Consider the following 18,377-nt stretch of genomic DNA (forward strand, 5'->3'; position numbering starts at 1 on the left):
TTAAGTCAAGCGTATCGATGCCGTTTCGACGGACCGCCAGGTGGAACCGCATTCCCGCCCTACCGGGGTGGGCCGGTCGTGCCCCGGGCGACCACCGTCTCGGTCGCGCACCAGCGCTGCGGCACCGACTCGCCGGTGACCAGCCGCAGCACCGACTCGCCGACCGACTCGCCGAACGAGTGCACGTCGAGGCTCATCGTGGTCAGCGCCGGCGAGGCCAGCCGGCACAGGCTGGAGTCGTCCCAGGCGATCAGGCTGACGTCCCGGGGGACCCGGTACCCCAACTCGGTCACCGCGTGCAGGCCCGCCACCGCCATCAGGTCGTTGTCGTAGATGACCGCGGTGGGGGGTGTGGGCCCGTCCAGCAGCCCGGTGGTCAGCCGCGCCCCCGACTCCGCCGAGTAGTCGCCCGCCACGACGACCGCGTCGACCCCCGACTCCGCCGCCGCCGCCAGCATCGCGGCCGTGCGGGTCCGGGTGTGCAGCAGCGCGTCGGGGCCGCTGATCCGCGCCACCCGCCGGTGCCCCAACGCCACCAGGTGCGCCAGGGCGGCCCGCATCGACCCGGCGTCGTCGCGGCGTACCGCCGGGTTGTCCCCGGTGGGCTCACCCGCCACCACCACGGGCAGCCGCAGGTCCCGCAGCACCGCCGGCCGGGCGTCGTCGACCGACGGGTTCACCAGCACGACCGCGTCGACCAGCCGCTGCCGCGCCCACCGGCGGTACGCGGCGATCTCGGCGTCGTGGTGCGCGACGACGTGCAGCAGCACCGACCGGCCGTGCGCGGCGAGCCGCTCCTCGATGCCCGCGATGAACTCCATGAAGAACGGTTCGGTGCCGAGCAGGCGGGGCGGCCGGGCCAGCACCAGCCCCACCGCGCTCGTGCGCCACGTGTCGTCCATCGCCTACCCCCGGATCCTCAGCCTGCCGATTCGGTGAGCCGGACCCGGTGACCGGCCACCTGCTCGGGTGGGCGTGGCCCGTGGCCCGGCGGGACCAGCTCCGATTCGAGGACCAGGGCCGCCGCGCCGATCGCCGAGGCCGTCGCGGCGGAACGGGAGAGCCGGACGTCGACGGTGTGCGTGCCCCGGGCGAAGCAGGCGCGCAGTTCCTGCCTGACGATCGGCAGGTACACCGACCCGGCGGTGGCCAGGCTCGGCCCGGTCAGCACCAGCACCTCCAGGTCCATCAGGTTCGCCAGCGTCCGGGCGGCCACCCCGACGTGCCGGGCCGACCGCTCCAGCAACGCCAACGCGTGCGGCTCGCCCCGACGGGCGGCCCGGCTGATCGCGGCGAAGTCGGCGACCACCGAGGGCCGGCGGACACCGGGCGTGAACCCCACCGCCCGCGCCGTCGTCGGCTCCGACCGGGCGGCGGCGACCACGGCGGCCGGCCCGGCCAGCGCCTCCACGCAGCCCCGCGCCCCGCACCAGCACCGGGGCCCGTCGGCCGACACGCACACGTGCCCCAACTCGCCGACGTTGCCGCTCGGCCCCCGGTAGGTGCTGCCGTCGATGACCAGCCCGGCACCGATGCCGGTGCCCATGTAGAGGGCGGCGGCCGAGGTCGCCGTGCCGAACCCGCCGGTCCAGTGTTCGCCCAGCGCCGCCGCGGTCGCGTCGTTGTCCAGCGCCACCGGCAGGGCCGTCAGCCGCTCCAGCGCCGCGCCCAGCGGGAACCCGTTCCACTGCCGCATGGCCGGGGCGAGCCCCACGTCCGGCGGGCCGCCCATGCCCCGGGTGGCGTTGACCGGCCCGGGGAACACCAGGCCGACGCCGAGGATGCGGTCCCGTTCCACCCCGACCCCGTCGATCAGCGCGGCGATCTCGGTGGCGATCCGGGCGACCACCACCGCCGGCTCCTGCGCCCCGGCCCCCGGGCGGGAGATCCGGGCCACCACCGTGCCACCCAGGTTGGTCAGGGCGTACGTGATGACGCCGTGGTCCAGGTGCACGCCGACGGCGTACCGGGAGGCGTGGTTGAGCTGGAGCAGGACCCGACGTTTGCCGCCCGTCGACTTCGCGTGGCCGGTCTCGACCACCAGGTCCTCGTTGATCAGCTTGCGGACCAGGGTGGAGATGGTCGGCGCGGTGAAACCGGTGGCCCGGATCAGCCCGACCCGGCTGATCGTGCCGGCCGCGCGGATCGCGTCGAGAACGACCGACCTGCTGCTCACCTGGGGTTTGCTCGCTGCTGGTCCGCTCACTGCTTCTCTGCCAGGGGCTGTTAGGTCGGCGGACCAGAGTATACAAGTATCCCGATGGCACAGGATCGTGGCCGAGGCGCGGGTCGCCGGCTCGCTGACTCGCTCCGACGCCGTGACGGTCCGGGTCGGACCGATTCTCGCCGTCTTGCTGTTCAGTTTTTGCAAGAATCCGACGTAGTATTGCCGTCGTGACGAAGCGTCTGACGGAGGTGGCCCGCAAGGCGGGGGTCAGCGAGGCGACCGTGAGCCGGGTGCTCAACGGTCGCGGGGGAGTGTCCGAGGCGACCCGGGCGGCGGTGCTGACCGCCCTCGACGTGCTCGGCTACGAACGCCCGACGAAACTGCGCGGCGAGCGGGCCCGGCTGGTCGGCCTGGTGCTGCCGGAGTTGCAGAACCCGATCTTCCCGGCGCTGGCCGAGGTGGTCACCGGCTCCCTCGCCCAACGGGGGTTCACCCCGGCGCTGTGCGCCCGCACCATCGGCGGCGTGCCGGAATCCGGCTACGTGGAGATGCTGCTCGACCACCAGGTCAGCGGGGTCATCTTCGCGGGCGGCTCGTACGCGCTGGCCGACGCCTCACACGAGCACTACCGGCGGTTGACCGACCGGGGCCTGCCGGTGGTGCTGGTCAACGCGGGCGTCGAGGAGCTGGGCTTCCCCCGGGTGTCCACCGACGACGCGGTCGCCGTCGAGCAGGCGTACGGGCATCTGCGCTCGCTCGGTCACCAGGCGATCGGTATGGTGCTCGGTCCGGCCGACCACATCCCGTCGCGGCGCAAGCTGGACGCGATGGTCCGTACCGCCGGCTGGGACACCGACCGCCACCTGGTGGAGCGGTCCAGCTTCTCGATGGAGGGTGCCCGGGTCGCGGCGACCAGGCTGATCGAGCGGGGCGTGACCGGCGTGATCTGCGCCAGCGACGTACTGGCGCTGGGCACCGTCCGGGCCGCCCGCCGGCTCGGTCGCGCGGTGCCGGCCGAGGTGTCGGTGGTGGGCTTCGACGACTCGGCGTTCATGACCTGCACCGATCCGCCGCTGACCACGGTGCGCCAACCCATCGAGACGATGGGGCAGGCCGCCGTCGACCTGCTGGTCACCCAGATCGAGGGGGCCGGTGTGCTGCACGACGAGCTGCTCTTCGAACCCGAGCTGGTGGTACGCGGCTCCACCGCCCCCGTCCCCCGCGACTGACCCGCCACGACCGAACCGCGACGCCCCCCACGGCCGTCGACCGCACCCGCGGTCGACGGCCGTGCTGCTGCCCGGGGTTGGCCTCGTTGCGATCAACCACTATCAAGTCGAATTCTTTCGTGATGCGGTCGAAACCTTGCTGTAAAGAGTCCACGTCGCTACATTGACTCCACTCAACCCGACCCCCGGGCACCGAGTCCGGGGCAGGGCGCGGGCGGCTGCCACCCCACCACCCCCGTCACCGGCCGCCGCCCGGTCACCGCAGATCAGTGCAGGTCATGGATAACCGTTCCCGAAGGGATGGACAGATGTCCGTACCGCAGTACCGGAAGGTCGCGGCCCTGACGCTCGCGGCCGGCCTCGGGCTCAGCCTGGCGGCGTGCTCCACCAAGAGCGACGACAGCAGCGACGCCGGCGGCAAGGTCACCATCACGGTCGACTGCCAGCCGGTCGGCGCGCAGAAGGAACTGCTGAAGAACTGGAACGACGACGTCGCCGCGTTCCAGCAGCAGAACCCGGACATCGTCGTCAAGAGCGTCAGCGTCGGCGAGCAGTGCAACAACCCGCCGGACTTCACCGCCCGCCTCGCCGGCGGCACCGTCACCGACGTCTTCTACGGCTACATGACCGACCTGGCGCAGGTGCTGGACTCCGGCCAGGCGATGGACATCACCGCCTACGCCACCAGGGACACCATCCCCACCTGGGACAGCGTCGACCCGGCGCTCAAGGAGGTCTTCACCGACGGCGGCAAGCTCTACGGCGTACCGGTGAAGAACTACTCGATGGGCCTGATCTACAACAAGGCGCTCTTCCAACGCGCCGGCCTCGACCCGGCCACCCCGCCGAAGACGTGGCCCGAGGTGCGTGCCGCGGCCAAGAAGATCTCCGCGCTCGGTGGCGGCGTCGCCGGCTACTCCGAGTACAGCGCCGGCAACACCGGTGGCTGGCACTTCACGTCGCTGCTCTACTCGCAGGGCGGCCAGGTGCTCAGCGCCGACGGCAAGAAGGCCGACGTCAACACCCCGGCGGGCAAGCAGGTCCTACAGAACCTCAGGGACATGCGCTACGGCGACGACAGCATGGGCAGCCGCCAGCTCCTGCAGTGGGGCGACCTGCTGACCAACGCCGGCGCCGGCAAGGTCGGCATGTTCATCGGCGCGCCCGACGCCACCCAGGCGATCGTCACGCAGTTCCAGGGCAGGTACCAGGACTGGGCGATGGGCCCGCTGCCCGGCCAGGACGGGAAGGCGTTGGCGACGCTCGGCGGCGGCGAGGGCTACTTCTTCAAGAAGGGCCTGTCGCCCGAGCAGGTCAAGGCCGGTCTGAAGTGGATCGCCTTCCAGAAGCTCACCCCGGGCAAGGGCCAGTTCGACTACGTCCGGGCCAAGCCGCAGAACTACCCGGTCGGCCTGCCCCAGCCGCTGCTGTTCGCCGCCGGCAGCGACGCGCAGAAGCAGGAACTGGACCTGCGCAAGGCCAACGCCAACGTGGACACCGCCAACTTCGCGGCCTTCGAGGCCAACCCGGTGCCGATCAAGGGCGAGCCGCGCAACGCCCAGGCCATCTACGCGGTGCTCGACGCCGCGATGTCCGGGGTGCTGACTAACCCGAACGCGAACATCGACGCCCTGCTCAGCACGGCCGAGAGCAAGATCAACCAACTGTTGGCCGCCGACAGCTGACCCGCCCGCGTGGGGGCCGGCCACCCGGCCCCCACGCCACCGGACCCACTACCGCAGGGAGTTGCCTTGGCGCTCACCACCGCCCCGGGAGCCACCCGCCGCCCCGGCCGCCGCACACCGTCGCCGCAGCCCACCGGCGCGCGCCGGGCCGGCCGCGGCCGGCGGGTACGGGACAACCTGACCGGGCACACGTTCCTCGTCGGCGCGCTCGTCTGCTTCGCCGTCTTCTCCTGGTACCCGATGGTGCGTGGCGTGGTGATGAGCTTCCAGCGCACCCGGCGCGGCGAGACCACCTGGGTCGGCTGGGACAACTACGCCCGGATCATCGCCGATCCGAGCTTCTGGACGGCCTGGAAGAACACCTTCGTCTTCACCGGCCTGGCCCTGGTGCTCGGCTACGCCGTCCCGTTCCTCGTGGCGATCCTGCTCAACGAGCTGCGCCACGCCACCGGCTACCTGCGGGTGCTGGTCTACCTGCCGGTGATGCTGCCCCCGGCGTCCGCGCTGTTCCTGTTCAAGTTCTACGCCTACGACCCGAGCGGGGCGGGACTGTTCAACGCGGTCCTCACCGCGCTCGGCCTGCCCACCTCCGAGTGGATGCAGTCGCCCACGATGACCATGCCGGCCATGGTGCTCGCGTCGACCTGGATGAACATGGGCGGCGCGGTGCTGATCTACCTGGCCGCGTTGCAGAACGTCCCCGGCGAGCTGTACGAGGCCGCCGAACTCGACGGCGCCGGACTGTGGCGGCGCATCGTCCACGTGACCGTCCCGCAGACCCGGCTGATCCTCGCCCTGCTGGCCATGCTCCAGATCGTCGCCACCATGCAGCTGTTCATCGAGCCGCTGATCCTCGCCAACGGCGCCGGCACCCAGGACTCGGCGACCTCGGTGGCGTACCTGATCTACCAGCACGGCTTCTTCCAGAACGACCTCAACGGCGCTGCCGCGCTCGGCGTGATCATGCTGGTGGTGCTGGCCGGGTTCTCCGCCGTCTACCTGCGACTGACCGCGAGACAGGACTAGGACATGGCCACCGCCCCCACCACCCGGACCCTCATCGCCCCGGCACAACTGCGACGCGGACGCGGCCGGGTCCTCTACTGGACCGTGCTGACCGTCGTCGTGGTCGTGTTCACGCTGGTCTTCCTCGGCCCGCTCTACTGGATGGTCACCGGCGCGCTCAAGAGCGGCCAGGAGATCGCCCAGACCCCGCCGTCGCTGTTCCCCCGCGACCCGCAACCGGGCAACTACGTCGACGCCTGGACCAACCTGGATCTGGCCAAGCTGCTGTTCAACACCTTCTACTACGCCACCGGCGCGGTGCTGTTCCAACTCGTGTTCGACACCGCCGCCGCGTACGCGCTGTCGAAGCTGCGCCCGGTGCTGGGCGGGCTGATCCTCGCCATGATGCTGGCGACGCTGATGATCCCGGCGATGGTGCTCATCGTCCCGCAGTACGTGACCGTGATCGACCTTCCGGTCGTGCACCTCAACCTGCTCGACTCCCCGTTCGCGATCTGGCTGCCGCTGGTCGCCAACGCGTTCAACATCTTCCTGCTCAAACGGTTCTTCGACTCCATCCCGGACGACCTGATGGCCGCCGCCGTGGTCGACGGCGCGTCACCGCTGCGTACCCTCTGGTCGATCGTCCTGCCGATGTCCCGCCCGATCCTCGGCGTGGTGGCGATCTTCGCGGTGACGGCGGTCTGGAAGGACTTCCTCTGGCCCAAGCTGGTCATGCCGTCACCGGAGACCCGCACGGTCAGCGTCGGCATCTACGCCTTCGCCGGCGGCACCCCGATGAACGTGGTGATCGCCGCCTCGGTCATCGCCGCCATCCCCACCGTCGTGCTGTTCCTGATCTTCCAACGGAACATCATGTCCGGCCTGACCACCGGCGGCCTCAAAGGCTGACCGGGCATCCCGCCCGCCGCCCGCAGCCGCCGCAGCAGAACCGACCCGCAGAAAGCAGGTGACCGTGCCCATGCTCGACAGCAGCCCGTGGTGGCGCTCCGCGGTGATCTACCAGGTCTATCCGCGCAGCTTCGCCGACGGCGACGGCGACGGGATCGGCGACGTCGCCGGCATCCGCTCCCGCCTGGACCACCTCGCCGCCCTCGGCGTCGACGCGATCTGGTTCAGCCCCTGGTATCCGTCACCGATGGCCGACGCCGGCTACGACGTCGCCGACCACCGCGACATCGACCCGGTCTTCGGCACCCTCGCTGAGGTCGAGGCGCTGATCACCGAGGCGCACGCGCTCGGCGTCCGGACCATCGTCGACGTGGTGCCCAACCACTGCTCGGAGGCGCACCCCTGGTTCCGGGCCGCGCTCACCGGCGGCCCGGACGCCCCCGAACGGGAGCTGTTCTGGTTCCGTCCCGGCCGGGGACCCGACGGCGACCTGCCACCCACCGACTGGACGGGCGAGTTCGGCGGCCCCACCTGGACCCGCACCACCGACCCGGACGGCACCCCCGGCGACTGGTACCTGCACCTGTTCGCCCCGCAGCAACCCGACTTCAACTGGGACCACCCACAGGTCCGCGCCGAGTTCGAGGACATCCTGCGCTTCTGGTTCGACCGGGGCGTGGACGGCATCCGCATCGACTCCGCCGGCCTGCTGGTCAAGGACGGCACGCTGCCGGAGGTCCACCCGGACCGGCCGCACCCGTTCCACGACCGGGACGGCGTGCACGACATCTACCGCGCCTGGCGGCGCATCGCCGACTCCTACCCGGGCGGGCGGGCGCTGGTCGGCGAGGTGTGGCTGCCCGACCGGCAGCGGTTCGCCAACTACCTGCGCCCGGACGAACTGCACACCGCGTTCAACTTCGACTTCCTCGGCTGCGCCTGGGACGCCGCCGCGCTGCGGGAGAGCATCGACGGCACCCTCGGCGCGCACGCCCCGGTCGACGCCCCGGCCACCTGGGTGCTGTCCAACCACGACGTCACCCGGCACGTCACCCGCTACGGCCGGGCCGACACCCGGTTCAGCTTCGCCGCCAAGCGTGAGGGCATCCCCACCGACCTGGAACTCGGCACCCGCCGGGCCCGGGCCGCCGCGCTGCTCAGCCTCGCCCTGCCCGGTGCCGCCTACGTCTACCAGGGCGAGGAGCTGGGACTGTGGGAGGTCGAGGACATCCCGCACGCGCTGCGGCAGGACCCGATGTGGGAACGCTCCGGGCGGGTCGACCCGGGTCGCGACGGCTGCCGGGTGCCGCTGCCCTGGCAGGGCGACACCCCGCCGTTCGGGTTCAGCCCCGACGGGGCCGCCGCCGTGCCCTGGCTGCCGCAGCCGACCGACTGGAAGGACCGCACCGTCCGCGCCCAGACCGGCGACCCGCACTCGATGCTGGAGCTGTACCGGGCCGCGCTGGCGCTGCGCCGGGTCGAATCCGCCCTCGGCGACGGCACGTTGACCTGGCTGCCCGCGTCGCCACGGGTGCTCGCGTTCGCCCGGGAACCCGGGTTCGCCTGCCTGGTCAACCTCGGTGCCGAGGCGGTGGCGCTGCCCGCGTACGACCGGGTGCTGCTGGCCAGCGGGCCGTTGCACGACGACCGGCTGCCCCCGGACACCGCGGTCTGGCTGCGGACCCGGCCGACCTGAACCGCACCACCCGGCGGCCCGTCCCGGCCGCCGGAACACCTGGGGAGGAAGGGAAGGAGACAACAGCAGCACCGCTGCACGGGGGACCTGGCCACCGACGAAAGGGAGCACACCCCGCATGGCCGAGCACCCGCACCACCGACGCCCCACCGGGCTCGCGGCGCTGGCCGCCGCCGTACTCGCCGCCTCGACACTGACCGTCGTGGCGTTGACCTCCACCGCCACCCCGGCGCACGCCGCCGGCCTGTCCCCGTTCGACATCGCCGGCCGGGGCGCGACCGTGCCGTTCCGGGAGCAGGAGGCGGAACAGGCCGCCCACACCGGCACCCGGATCGGCCCCGACCGGCGCTACGGCACGCTGCCGTCCGAGGCGTCCGGCCGGGAGGCGGTCACCCTCGACGCCGTCGGCGAGTACGTCGAGTTCACCCTCACCGCCCCGGCGAACGCGGTCACCTTCCGCTACAGCCTGCCCGACAACGCCGCCGGCACCGGCCGGGACGCCAGCATCGACCTGCGCGCCAACGGCACCCTGGTCAAGGCCGTCCCGGTCACCTCCCGGTACGGCTGGTACTACGGCGGCTACCCGTTCAACAACAACCCGGGCGACACCAACCCGCACCACTTCTACGACGAGACCCGGACGATGTTCGGCACCACCTACCCGGCCGGCACGACGATCCGCCTCCAGGTCTCCTCGACCGCGCAGTCGCCCACCTTCACCATCGACCTGGCCGACTTCGAGCTGGTCGGGTCGCCGATCGCCAAGCCCTCGGGCGTGCTGGACGTGGTGGCCGACTTCGGCGCGGACCCGACCGGCGGCACCGACTCCACGGCGAAGTTCCAGGCCGCGGTGGACGCCGGCAGGGCGCAGGGGAAAGCGGTGTGGATACCGGCCGGCACGTTCACCCTCTGGGACCACGTGGTGGTCGACGGCGTCACGCTGCGCGGGGCCGGGCCGTGGTACTCGGTGCTCGGCGGCCGGCACCCCACCGACCGCAAGCGCGCCGCCGGCATCTACGGAAAGTACGTGCCCGGCGGCGGCTACTCCGGGGAGATCCGTTCGCACGAGGCCGGCGGACCCAGCCGCAACGTCACGCTGCGGGACTTCGCCATCATCGGCGACATCCGGGAGCGGGTCGACGAGGACCAGGTCAACGCCATCGGCGGCGCGATGACGAACTCGGTGGTGGACAACCTGTGGTTGCAGCACACCAAGGTCGGCGCGTGGATGGACGGCCCGATGGACAACTTCACCATCCGCAACAGCCGCATCCTCGACCAGACCGCCGACGGGGTGAACTTCCACTGGGGTGTCACCAACTCCACCGTGACCAACACGTTCGTCCGCAATACCGGCGACGACGCGTTGGCCATGTGGGCGCAGAGCGTGCCGAACGTCGGCAACTCGTTCACCCACAACACCATCGGCGTCACCGTCCTGGCCAACCACCTGGTCACCTACGGCGGGCGGGACATCACCATCGCCGACAACGTGACCGCCGACTCGGTCACCAACGGCGGCGGCATCCACGTGGCGAACCGCTACCCCGGGGTCACCGGTCCGACGGCGGTGGCCGGCACCATCACGGTGGCCCGTAACACGCTGATCCGCAACGGCAACTCCGACTACAACTGGAACTTCGGGGTCGGCGCGATCTGGTTCTCCGCGCTCAACGAGCCGATCCAGGGCGCGGCCGTCACCGTCACCGACACCGACATCCTGGACAGCTCCTACGCGGCGCTGCACTGGATCGAGGGGCAGACCAGCGGCATCGCGTTCAACAACGTCCGGATCGACGGCGCGGGCACGTACGCGCTCCAGGTGCAGGCCCCCAGCCAGGTCAGCTTCACAGGCGTGCGGGCCACCAACATCGCCCAGGCCAACCCGATGCACAACTGCGTCGGCAGCGGCTTCCAGATCACCCAGGGCACCGGCAACTCCGGCTGGTACACGTCCACCCCGTACTGCGGGCCGTGGCCACAGCCGCAGTGGGGCAACGGCCCGTCCAGCCCGCCGCCGACCAGCGTGCCACCGACCACCGCGCCCCCGACCACGGCCCCGCCGACCACCCCACCCCCGACCACCCCGCCGGCCGGCGGGAACCTGGCCCTGGGCCGACCGGCGACCGCCACCAGCGTCAACCAGTCCTACGCGGCCGGCAACGCGGTCGACGGCAACGCGGGCAGCTACTGGGAGAGCGCCAACAACGCGTTCCCGCAGTCGCTGACCGTCGACCTCGGGGCGTCGCGCACCGTCGACCGGGTGGTGCTCAAGCTCCCCGCCGGCTGGGAACGCCGCACCGAGACGCTCTCCGTGCTCGGTTCCACCGACGGCTCCTCGTTCAGCACGCTCGCCTCGTCGGCGGGTCGGGTGTTCGACCCGGGCTCCGGCAACACTGTCGCGATCGCGGTGCCGTCCGGCACCCGCCGGTACGTCCGGGTCACCGTCACCGGCAACACCGGCTGGCCGGCGGCCCAGCTCAGCGAACTGGAGGTGTACGGCGACGGCAGCACCCCGCCGCCGCCGACCACGACCCCGCCCCCCACCACTCCGCCCCCCACCACCGCGCCGCCGACGGGCAACCTGGCCGCCGGCCGCCCGGTCGCCGAGACCAGCCACGCCGACGTGTACGGCGCGGGCAACACCGTCGACGGCAACCCGAACACCTACTGGGAGAGCGCCAACAACGCCTTCCCCCAGTCGGTGACCGTCGACCTGGGCAGCGCCCGACCGGTCGGCCGGGTGGTACTCAGGCTGCCGCCGTCGACGGCCTGGCAGACCCGTACCCAGACGGTGGCGGTGCTCGGCTCCACCGACGGCGCGTCGTTTACCACCCTCAAGTCGGCGGCCGGCTACCCGTTCGACCCGGCGGCCGGCAACAGCGTGTCGATCGCGCTGCCCTCCGGTGACCGCCGTTTCGTGCGGTTGACGTTCACCGGCAACACCGGCTGGCCGGCCGGTCAGCTCTCCGAGTTCGAGGTCTACGCCTCCTGACCCGACGCGGCGGGGACCCGCCCGGGTCCCCGCCGCACCACACCCCCCACCCCGTCAACGCCTCTCCACCTCCCCCGGGAAGAAGGTGTCCGTCCACCATGTCCAGACTCCGTACCAGAATCGTCGCGGTGCTCGCCGCGGTCGGCCTGGCCGTCACCGCGGCGCCCGCCCCGCCGGCCCTCGCGGCCGGCGGCCCGAACCTCGCCGCCGGCCGGCCCGCCACCGCCAGCAGCGTCAACGGGCCCTACGTCGCCGCCAACCTCACCGACGGCAACCAGGGCAGCTACTGGGAGAGCAGCGGCGCGCTGCCCCAGTGGGCCCAGGTCGACCTCGGCACCGGCCGCGCCGTCGACCAGGTGGTGCTCAAGCTCCCCGCTGCCTGGGAGGCCCGCACCCAGACGCTGTCCGTGCAGGCCAGCGCCGACGGCAGCGGCTTCACCACGGTCGTCGCGTCCGCCGCCCGCTCGTTCGGCCCGGCCGCCGGCAACACGGTGACGCTCGGCTTCAGCGCCACCAACGCCCGCTACCTGCGCGTCGTCGTCACCGCGAACACCGGCTGGGCCGCCGCCCAACTCGCCGAGCTGGAGGTCTACGGCACCGCCAACTCCTCGACCAACCTGGCGCTCGGCAAGACGATGACCGAGAGCGGCCACTCCGACGTGTACGCCGCCGGCAACGCCAACGACGGCAACGCGGGCACCTACTGGGAGAGCCCGAACACCGCGTTCCCGCAGTGGATCCAGGCCGACCTAGGTGCCACCACCAGCGTCAACCGGCTGGTGCTGCGGCTGCCCACCGGCTGGGGCGCGCGCACCCAGACGCTGACCGTGCAGGGCAGCACCACCGGCTCCACGTTCGGCACGCTCGTCGCGTCCGCGTCGTACGCGTTCGACCCGGCCGGCGGCAACACGGTCACCGTCACCGTGCCCACCGCGTCCACCCGCTACCTGCGGCTGCTGTTCACCGCGAACAGCGCCTGGCCCGCCGGACAGCTCGCCGAGCTGGAGATCTACGGCGCGGCGACCGGCGACACCCAGGCGCCCAGCGCGCCCGGCAACCTGGCGTTCACCGAGCCGGCCACCGACCAGGTCCGGTTGACCTGGACCGCGTCCACCGACAACGTCGGCGTCACCGGCTACGACATCTACGCGGGCGGCGTGCTGCGCACCAGCGTCGGCGGCACCACGCTCACCTACACCGACACCCAGCCCGCCGGCAGCACCGTGTCGTACTACGTGCGGGCCCGCGACGCCGCCGGCAACGTGTCCGCGAACAGCAACACGGTCACCCGCACCGGCAACACCGGCGACACCACCGCGCCGACCGCGCCCGGCAACCTCGCCTACACCCAGCCGGCGAGCGGTCAGATCCGGTTGACCTGGACCGCGTCCACCGACAACGTCGGCGTCACCGGCTACGAGGTGTGGGCCAACGGCACGCTGCGCACCACCGTCGGCGGCTCCACGCTGACCTACACCGACGGCCAGCCGGACAGCGCCACCGTCTCCTACCAGGTGCGGGCCCGCGACGCCGCCGGCAACGTGTCCGCCAACAGCAACACGGTCACCCGCACCGGCAGCACCACCGGTGGCACCAACCTGGCCGTCGGCAAGCCGGCCACCGCGTCGTCGGTGGTGCACGTGTTCAACGCCGCCAACGCGGTCGACAACGACGTCACCACCTACTGGGAGGGCGCGCCGGGCGCGTACCCGGGCACGCTGACCGTCGCGCTGGGCGCGAACGCCAGCATCAGCGCGGTCGTGGTGAAGCTCAACCCGGACCCGGCGTGGGGTGCGCGCACCCAGACGTTCCAGGTGCTCGGGCGGGAGCAGTCCGCCTCCGGGTTCACCAGCCTGGTCGGCTCCGCGACGTACTCGTTCAACCCGAACACCGGCAACACCGTGGCCGTCCCCGTCTCGGCGACCGCCGCGGACGTCCGGTTGCAGTTCACCGCGAACTCCGGCTCGTCCAACGGCCAGGTCGCGGAATTCCAGGTCATCGGCGTGCCGGCAGCCAACCCGGACCTCACCGTCACCGCCCTGACCGCCTCGCCCACCGCGCCGGTCGAGACCGACGCGATCACCCTGTCCGCCACCGTGCGCAACGCCGGCACCGCCGCGTCCGCCGCCACGAACGTCACCCTCTACCTGGGTACGACGAAGGTCGGCACCGCCGCCGTCGGCGCGCTCGCGGCCGGTGCGTCCACCACCGTCTCGGCGAGCATCGGCGTTCGCGACGCCGGCAGCTACCCGCTCACCGCCAAGGTCGACGAGGCGAACACCGTGATCGAGCAGAACGAGGCGAACAACTCCTACACCAACCCGACCGCGTTGACGGTCAGCCCGGTGGCCAGCTCCGACCTGGTGGCCTCGGCCGTGACCTGGTCGCCGGGCACGCCGGCCGCCGGCGCCACGGTCAGCTTCGCGGTGACGCTGCGCAACCAGGGCACGATCGCGTCGGCGAGCGGCACGCACGGCATCACGCTCACCGTGCTCAACGACGCAGGCTCCGTGGTCCGCACGCTGACCGGCGCGTACTCCGGCACGATCGCCGCCGGGGCCACCGCCGGCCCGGTGTCGCTCGGCACCTGGACCGCCGCCAACGGCCGCCACACCGTGCGGGTGGTGCTCGCCGACGACGCCAACGAGTTGCCGGTGAAGCGGCAGAACAACTCCAGCGACCGGCCGCTGTTCGTCGGCCGGGGCGCGAACCTGGGCTACGACGCGTACGAGGCCGAGGACGGCTCGGTCGGCGGCGGCGCGCAGGTGATCGGCCCGAACCGCACCATCGGCGACCTGGCCGGCGAGGCGTCCGGCCGGCGGGCGGTCACCCTCAACACCACCGGCGCGTACGTCGAATGGACCACCAGGTCGGCCGCGAACGCCCTGGTCACCCGCTTCTCCATCCCGGACGCGCCGGGCGGCGGCGGGATCGACGCGACGCTCAACGTCTACGTCAACGGGGTGCTGCACAAGCCGGTCAGCCTCACCTCGAAGCACATCTGGCTCTACGGCGCGGAGGCCGCCCCCAGCGACTCGCCAGGCGCGGGCGCGCCCCGGCACCTCTACGACGAGGCGAACGTCCTGCTCGACTCCACCGTCGCGGCGGGCAGCCGGATCCGGCTCCAGAAGGACCCGGCGAACGCCACCACGTACGCGATCGACTTCGTCAACACCGAGCTGGTGTCGCCGCGTGCCAACCCGGACCCGACCCGCTACAAGGTGCCGACCGGCTTCAGCCACGCCGACGTGCAGAACGCGCTGGACGCGGTGCGGATGGACACCACCGGCACCCTGGTCGGCGTCTACCTGCCCGCCGGCACCTACGAGACCGCGCAGAAGCTCCAGGTGTACGGCAAGGCGGTGAAGGTCGTCGGCGCGGGCATGTGGTACACCCGCTTCCAGACGCCGACGAACCAGCAGAACACCGACGCCGGGTTCCGGGTCGAGTCCTCGGCCAGCGGGTCGACCTTCGCCCACCTGGCGTTCTTCGGCAACTACACCAACCGGATCGACGGTCCCGGCAAGGTGTGGGGTGAGCTGAAGGACGTCGACGACCTGACGCTGGACAGCGTCTGGGTGGAGCACACCGTCTGCGCGTACTGGGGGGTGAGCGTGGACGGGCTGACCATCCGGGACAGCCGGTTCCGCAACACCTTCGCCGACGGGGTGAACATGACCAACGGCAGCACCGACGCACTGGTCACCAACACGGAGGGCCGGTCCAACGGCGACGACGCGTTCGCCCTGTTCTCGGCCACCGACTCCGGCGGCTCCGGCGGCAACCACGGCAACGTATTCGAGAACCTGACCGCCACGCTGACCTGGCGGGCCGCCGGCATCGCCGTGTACGGCGGCTACGACAACACCTTCCGCAACCTCTATATCGCCGACCAGTTGACGTACTCGGGCATCACCATCAGCTCGCTGGACTTCGGCTACCCGTTCGTCGGGTTCGGGGCGAGCCCGCCCACCCGGTTCGAGAACGTCTCGCTGATCCGCTCCGGCGGGCACTTCTGGGGCGCGCAGACGTTCCCGGCGATGTGGTTGTTCTCCGCGTCCAAGGAGTTCCGGGGCATCCGGGTCAGCGCCGTGGACATCGTCGACCCGACGTACTCGGGGATCATGTTCCAGACCAAGTACACGGGCGGCCAGCCGGAGAACCCGATCACCGACACGGTGCTCACCGACGTGTCGATCTCCGGGGCCCGGCGCAGTGGTGACGCGTTCGACGCGAAGTCCGGCTTCGGCATCTGGGTCAACGAGATGCCCGAGGCGGGGCAGGGCCCGGCGGTCGGCTCGGCGACGTTCACCAACCTGCGGCTGAGCGACAACCACCAGGACGTCCGCAACACGACGAGCACCTTCACCATCGTCCGCAACTGATCCATCGATCAGTCGACCGGGCCGGGCGGCCTCCTCGGAGGTCCGCCCGGCCCGGGCGGTCCTCCGCGCCGCCGTGGCTCAGTCGCCGGCGGCCGGCCCCGTCCCGCGCCACCCGACCACCGTCGCGTCGTCGGTGGCCACCCCGTGCCGGGCCTCGGCCTCCCGGACCCGCCTGATGATCCCGTCCGGCCCGTCGGTGTCGAGCAGGCGCAGCAGGCCCGCCCAGTCGGTGCGCCCGAAGGTGTCCACGAGCCGGCTCGCCCCGTTGCTCAGCAGCGCCGCCACCGTCACCCCGCCCGCCGGGCAGTCGCCGGTGACCGCCTCCTCGACCACCAGCGGGTCGTCCTTGGCCACCCAGAAGCCGCCCGGGGCGTTGCGGTGCCCCCGTAGCTCGGCCAGCAACCGCCGGTGCTCCCCGCTGCCCTCGGCGACGCCGACCAGCCGCCGCTCGAAGGACCTGGCGATCACCACCTCGCGGGGGTCGTGGGCGACCAGCGGCCCGCCGGCCACCCGGCCGACGACCGCCACCGCGTCCCCGAGGACCAGGTGCTCGACCAGCCCATCGGTGCACCGCAGCACCGCCACGGCCGCGTGCGGGCTGCTCGGGTGGGTGACGTCGCAGGTGCCCCGGTGCGCGTCGGTGACCTGCTCGATCCCCTCGGCCAGCACCGCCCGCAGGCTCCCGCCCGTCGACAGCCCGCCCAGCAGCGCGCCACCGAGTCGCCGGGCGTACCAGGCCACGCCGTGCCGGCAGACCTCGCCGGCCCCGGGGACGGCGCCCGCGCCGTCGACCAGCACCAGGCCGGCCGGCACCGCCCCGGCGAAATCCTCGTTGGCCCGCCCGGGGTGTCCCGCGTCGGTCGCCAGCACCACCCGCATCCGCCGATCATCACACGGCCGGGATTCACCACGTGACCCCGCAGTCGACGAGGATCTTCACCTCGCCGCCGGCGGCGAGCGCCCGGAACGCCTCGGCCACCTCGGGCAACGGCACGACCCGGGTGATCAGCCGCCCGGCGGGCACCAGCCCGGCGTGCACCAACCGGACGGCCTCGGTGTAGTCCTCGCGCTCGTACACCCGCACCCCGATCAGCTCCAGCTCCCGCCAGAAGACGCGGTGCAGGTCCACCTCCCGGGGGGTGGGGTGGATCGCCACCACGACCAGCCGGCCGCGTGCGGCGAGCAGGTCGGTCGCGGTGCGGACCCCGGCGGCGGACCCGGACACCTCGAACGCCACGGCCGCCCCGGCCCCGCCGGTCGTCTCGTGCACGTGCCGGGCGACGTCGACCGTCGCCGGGTCGACGGTACGCAGCCCGAGTTCGGTGGCCAGGGCCCGGCGACGCGGGTCGAGTTCGAGCACCGTCACCTCGGCCCCGGCGGCCCGGGCGACCGTCCCGATGAGCAGGCCGACCGGCCCGGCGCCGACGACCACCGCGTGCTCCCCGGCGGTCAACCGGGAGCGGCGTACGTCGTGCACGGCGACGGCGGTCGGCTCGATCAGTGCGGCGTGGGTCAGCGGCAGGTCCGCCGGCAGCGGCACCACGATCCGTGCGGGCACCGTCCACGAGCGCTGCATCGCGCCGGGGGAGTCGATGCCGACGAAGGTGAGCCGGTGGCAGATGTGGCTGTTGCCGGCCCGGCAGGCGGGGCAGTCGCCGCACCAGTCCAGCGGCATCACGGTCACCGGGTCGCCCACCCGGTGCCCCGCCACCCCCGGGCCCACCTCGGCGATACGTCCGGACATCTCGTGCCCGATCACCGCCGGCACCCGGACCCGCTGGTCCATCGCGCCGTGCGCCACGTGCAGGTCGGTGCCGCAGATCCCGGTGTACGCGACGTCGATACGCACCTCGCCGGGCCCGGGCGGTACGACGGCGGTCCGCTCGACGACGAAGGTGTGGTCGCCGACGTAGTGCGCGCTGTGGTTCACGACTCCTCCTCGGACAGGTGCCAGACCTCCCGCATCGGTGCCCACCAGTGCCCCGAGCCGGGTTCGGCGACCGACTCCTGACACGGGTCGGTCAGCGTCCACCACTGCTGCGTCCGGGGGTCGGCGGCGATGCGCCGTTGGTCGGCGTCGTGGTCCTCGCCGACGTACTCGTAGTAGCCGAAGAGCAGGTCGCCGTGCAGGAAGATGCTGTAGTTGCGGATGTTCGCGGCGCGCAGCGTCCGTTCGACGTCGGGCCAGACGGCGGCGTGCAGCCGCAGATAGGTCTCGCGCTGCTCGGGTCGGAGCCGGATCACCCAGCCGTAGCGCTGCACGTCACGCCCCTCCGGTGCGGGTGGTGGCCGCCGGTCGACGG

At 72.3% G+C, this 18,377-nt stretch carries 12 protein-coding genes; 7 read left to right on the forward strand and 5 right to left on the reverse strand.

Annotation, left to right across the window (positions count from 1 at the left end):
• Positions 1 to 59 precede the first annotated feature (59 nt).
• The gene (locus ACN267_RS04575) at positions 60 to 902 is read right to left on the reverse strand and encodes a LacI family DNA-binding transcriptional regulator (protein ID WP_421488005.1); all 843 of its coding nucleotides are present in this window, start codon (positions 900 to 902) and stop codon (positions 60 to 62) included.
• 17 nt (positions 903 to 919) lie between these two features.
• Positions 920 to 2,176 carry an ROK family protein gene (locus ACN267_RS04580; RefSeq protein WP_281896219.1) on the reverse strand — a complete coding sequence of 419 codons (1,257 nt, stop codon included), beginning with the start codon at positions 2,174 to 2,176 and terminating at the stop codon, positions 920 to 922.
• A 218-nt stretch (positions 2,177 to 2,394) separates the two neighbouring features.
• Between ACN267_RS04580 and ACN267_RS04585 the strand changes: the two genes are divergently transcribed.
• The 7 genes from ACN267_RS04585 to ACN267_RS04615 all read left to right on the forward strand — a co-directional run bounded on the left by ACN267_RS04585 (position 2,395) and on the right by ACN267_RS04615 (position 16,074).
• Positions 2,395 to 3,396, forward strand: a complete 1,002-nt coding sequence (locus ACN267_RS04585; RefSeq protein ID WP_421488006.1) for a LacI family DNA-binding transcriptional regulator — start codon at positions 2,395 to 2,397, stop codon at positions 3,394 to 3,396.
• 308 nt (positions 3,397 to 3,704) lie between these two features.
• Positions 3,705 to 5,081, forward strand: coding sequence for an ABC transporter substrate-binding protein (locus tag ACN267_RS04590; protein ID WP_421488007.1), 1,377 nt, complete (start codon positions 3,705 to 3,707; stop codon positions 5,079 to 5,081).
• A gap of 66 nt (positions 5,082 to 5,147) precedes the next feature.
• Positions 5,148 to 6,107 carry a carbohydrate ABC transporter permease gene (locus ACN267_RS04595; RefSeq protein ID WP_281896222.1) on the forward strand — a complete coding sequence of 320 codons (960 nt, stop codon included), beginning with the start codon at positions 5,148 to 5,150 and terminating at the stop codon, positions 6,105 to 6,107.
• Positions 6,108 to 6,110: 3 nt separating this feature from the next.
• Positions 6,111 to 6,998 carry a carbohydrate ABC transporter permease gene (locus tag ACN267_RS04600; RefSeq protein WP_421488008.1) on the forward strand — a complete coding sequence of 296 codons (888 nt, stop codon included), beginning with the start codon at positions 6,111 to 6,113 and terminating at the stop codon, positions 6,996 to 6,998.
• Between the two features lie 70 nt (positions 6,999 to 7,068).
• A complete protein-coding gene (locus ACN267_RS04605; RefSeq protein WP_281902996.1) occupies positions 7,069 to 8,694 on the forward strand; it encodes a glycoside hydrolase family 13 protein in 1,626 nt (541 codons plus the stop codon).
• Positions 8,695 to 8,812: 118 nt separating this feature from the next.
• On the forward strand, positions 8,813 to 11,689 hold the full coding sequence (locus tag ACN267_RS04610) for a discoidin domain-containing protein (protein ID WP_421488009.1): 2,877 nt from the start codon (positions 8,813 to 8,815) through the stop codon (positions 11,687 to 11,689).
• Positions 11,690 to 11,787: 98 nt separating this feature from the next.
• Positions 11,788 to 16,074: a discoidin domain-containing protein gene (locus ACN267_RS04615; RefSeq protein ID WP_421488010.1), complete on the forward strand. Its 4,287-nt coding sequence runs from the start codon at positions 11,788 to 11,790 to the stop codon at positions 16,072 to 16,074.
• A 78-nt stretch (positions 16,075 to 16,152) separates the two neighbouring features.
• On the opposite strand, the gene ACN267_RS04620 is transcribed toward ACN267_RS04615, so the two are convergent.
• Genes ACN267_RS04620 through ACN267_RS04630 form a run of 3 tightly spaced genes read right to left on the reverse strand, consistent with a single transcriptional unit; the run spans position 16,153 to position 18,336 of the window.
• Positions 16,153 to 16,953 (reverse strand): hypothetical protein, encoded by an 801-nt coding sequence (locus ACN267_RS04620; protein ID WP_421488011.1) that lies wholly within the window; start codon positions 16,951 to 16,953, stop codon positions 16,153 to 16,155.
• A 25-nt stretch (positions 16,954 to 16,978) separates the two neighbouring features.
• Positions 16,979 to 18,004: a zinc-dependent alcohol dehydrogenase gene (locus ACN267_RS04625; RefSeq protein WP_204961762.1), complete on the reverse strand. Its 1,026-nt coding sequence runs from the start codon at positions 18,002 to 18,004 to the stop codon at positions 16,979 to 16,981.
• Positions 18,001 to 18,336: an L-rhamnose mutarotase gene (locus tag ACN267_RS04630; protein ID WP_204961763.1), complete on the reverse strand. Its 336-nt coding sequence runs from the start codon at positions 18,334 to 18,336 to the stop codon at positions 18,001 to 18,003. The genes ACN267_RS04625 and ACN267_RS04630 overlap by 4 nt, the downstream gene beginning before the upstream one ends.
• Between the last annotated feature and the right edge of the window lie 41 nt (positions 18,337 to 18,377).

This window comes from Micromonospora sp. WMMD734 (assembly GCF_049178975.1).
Classification (GTDB): domain Bacteria; phylum Actinomycetota; class Actinomycetes; order Mycobacteriales; family Micromonosporaceae; genus Micromonospora; species Micromonospora wenchangensis.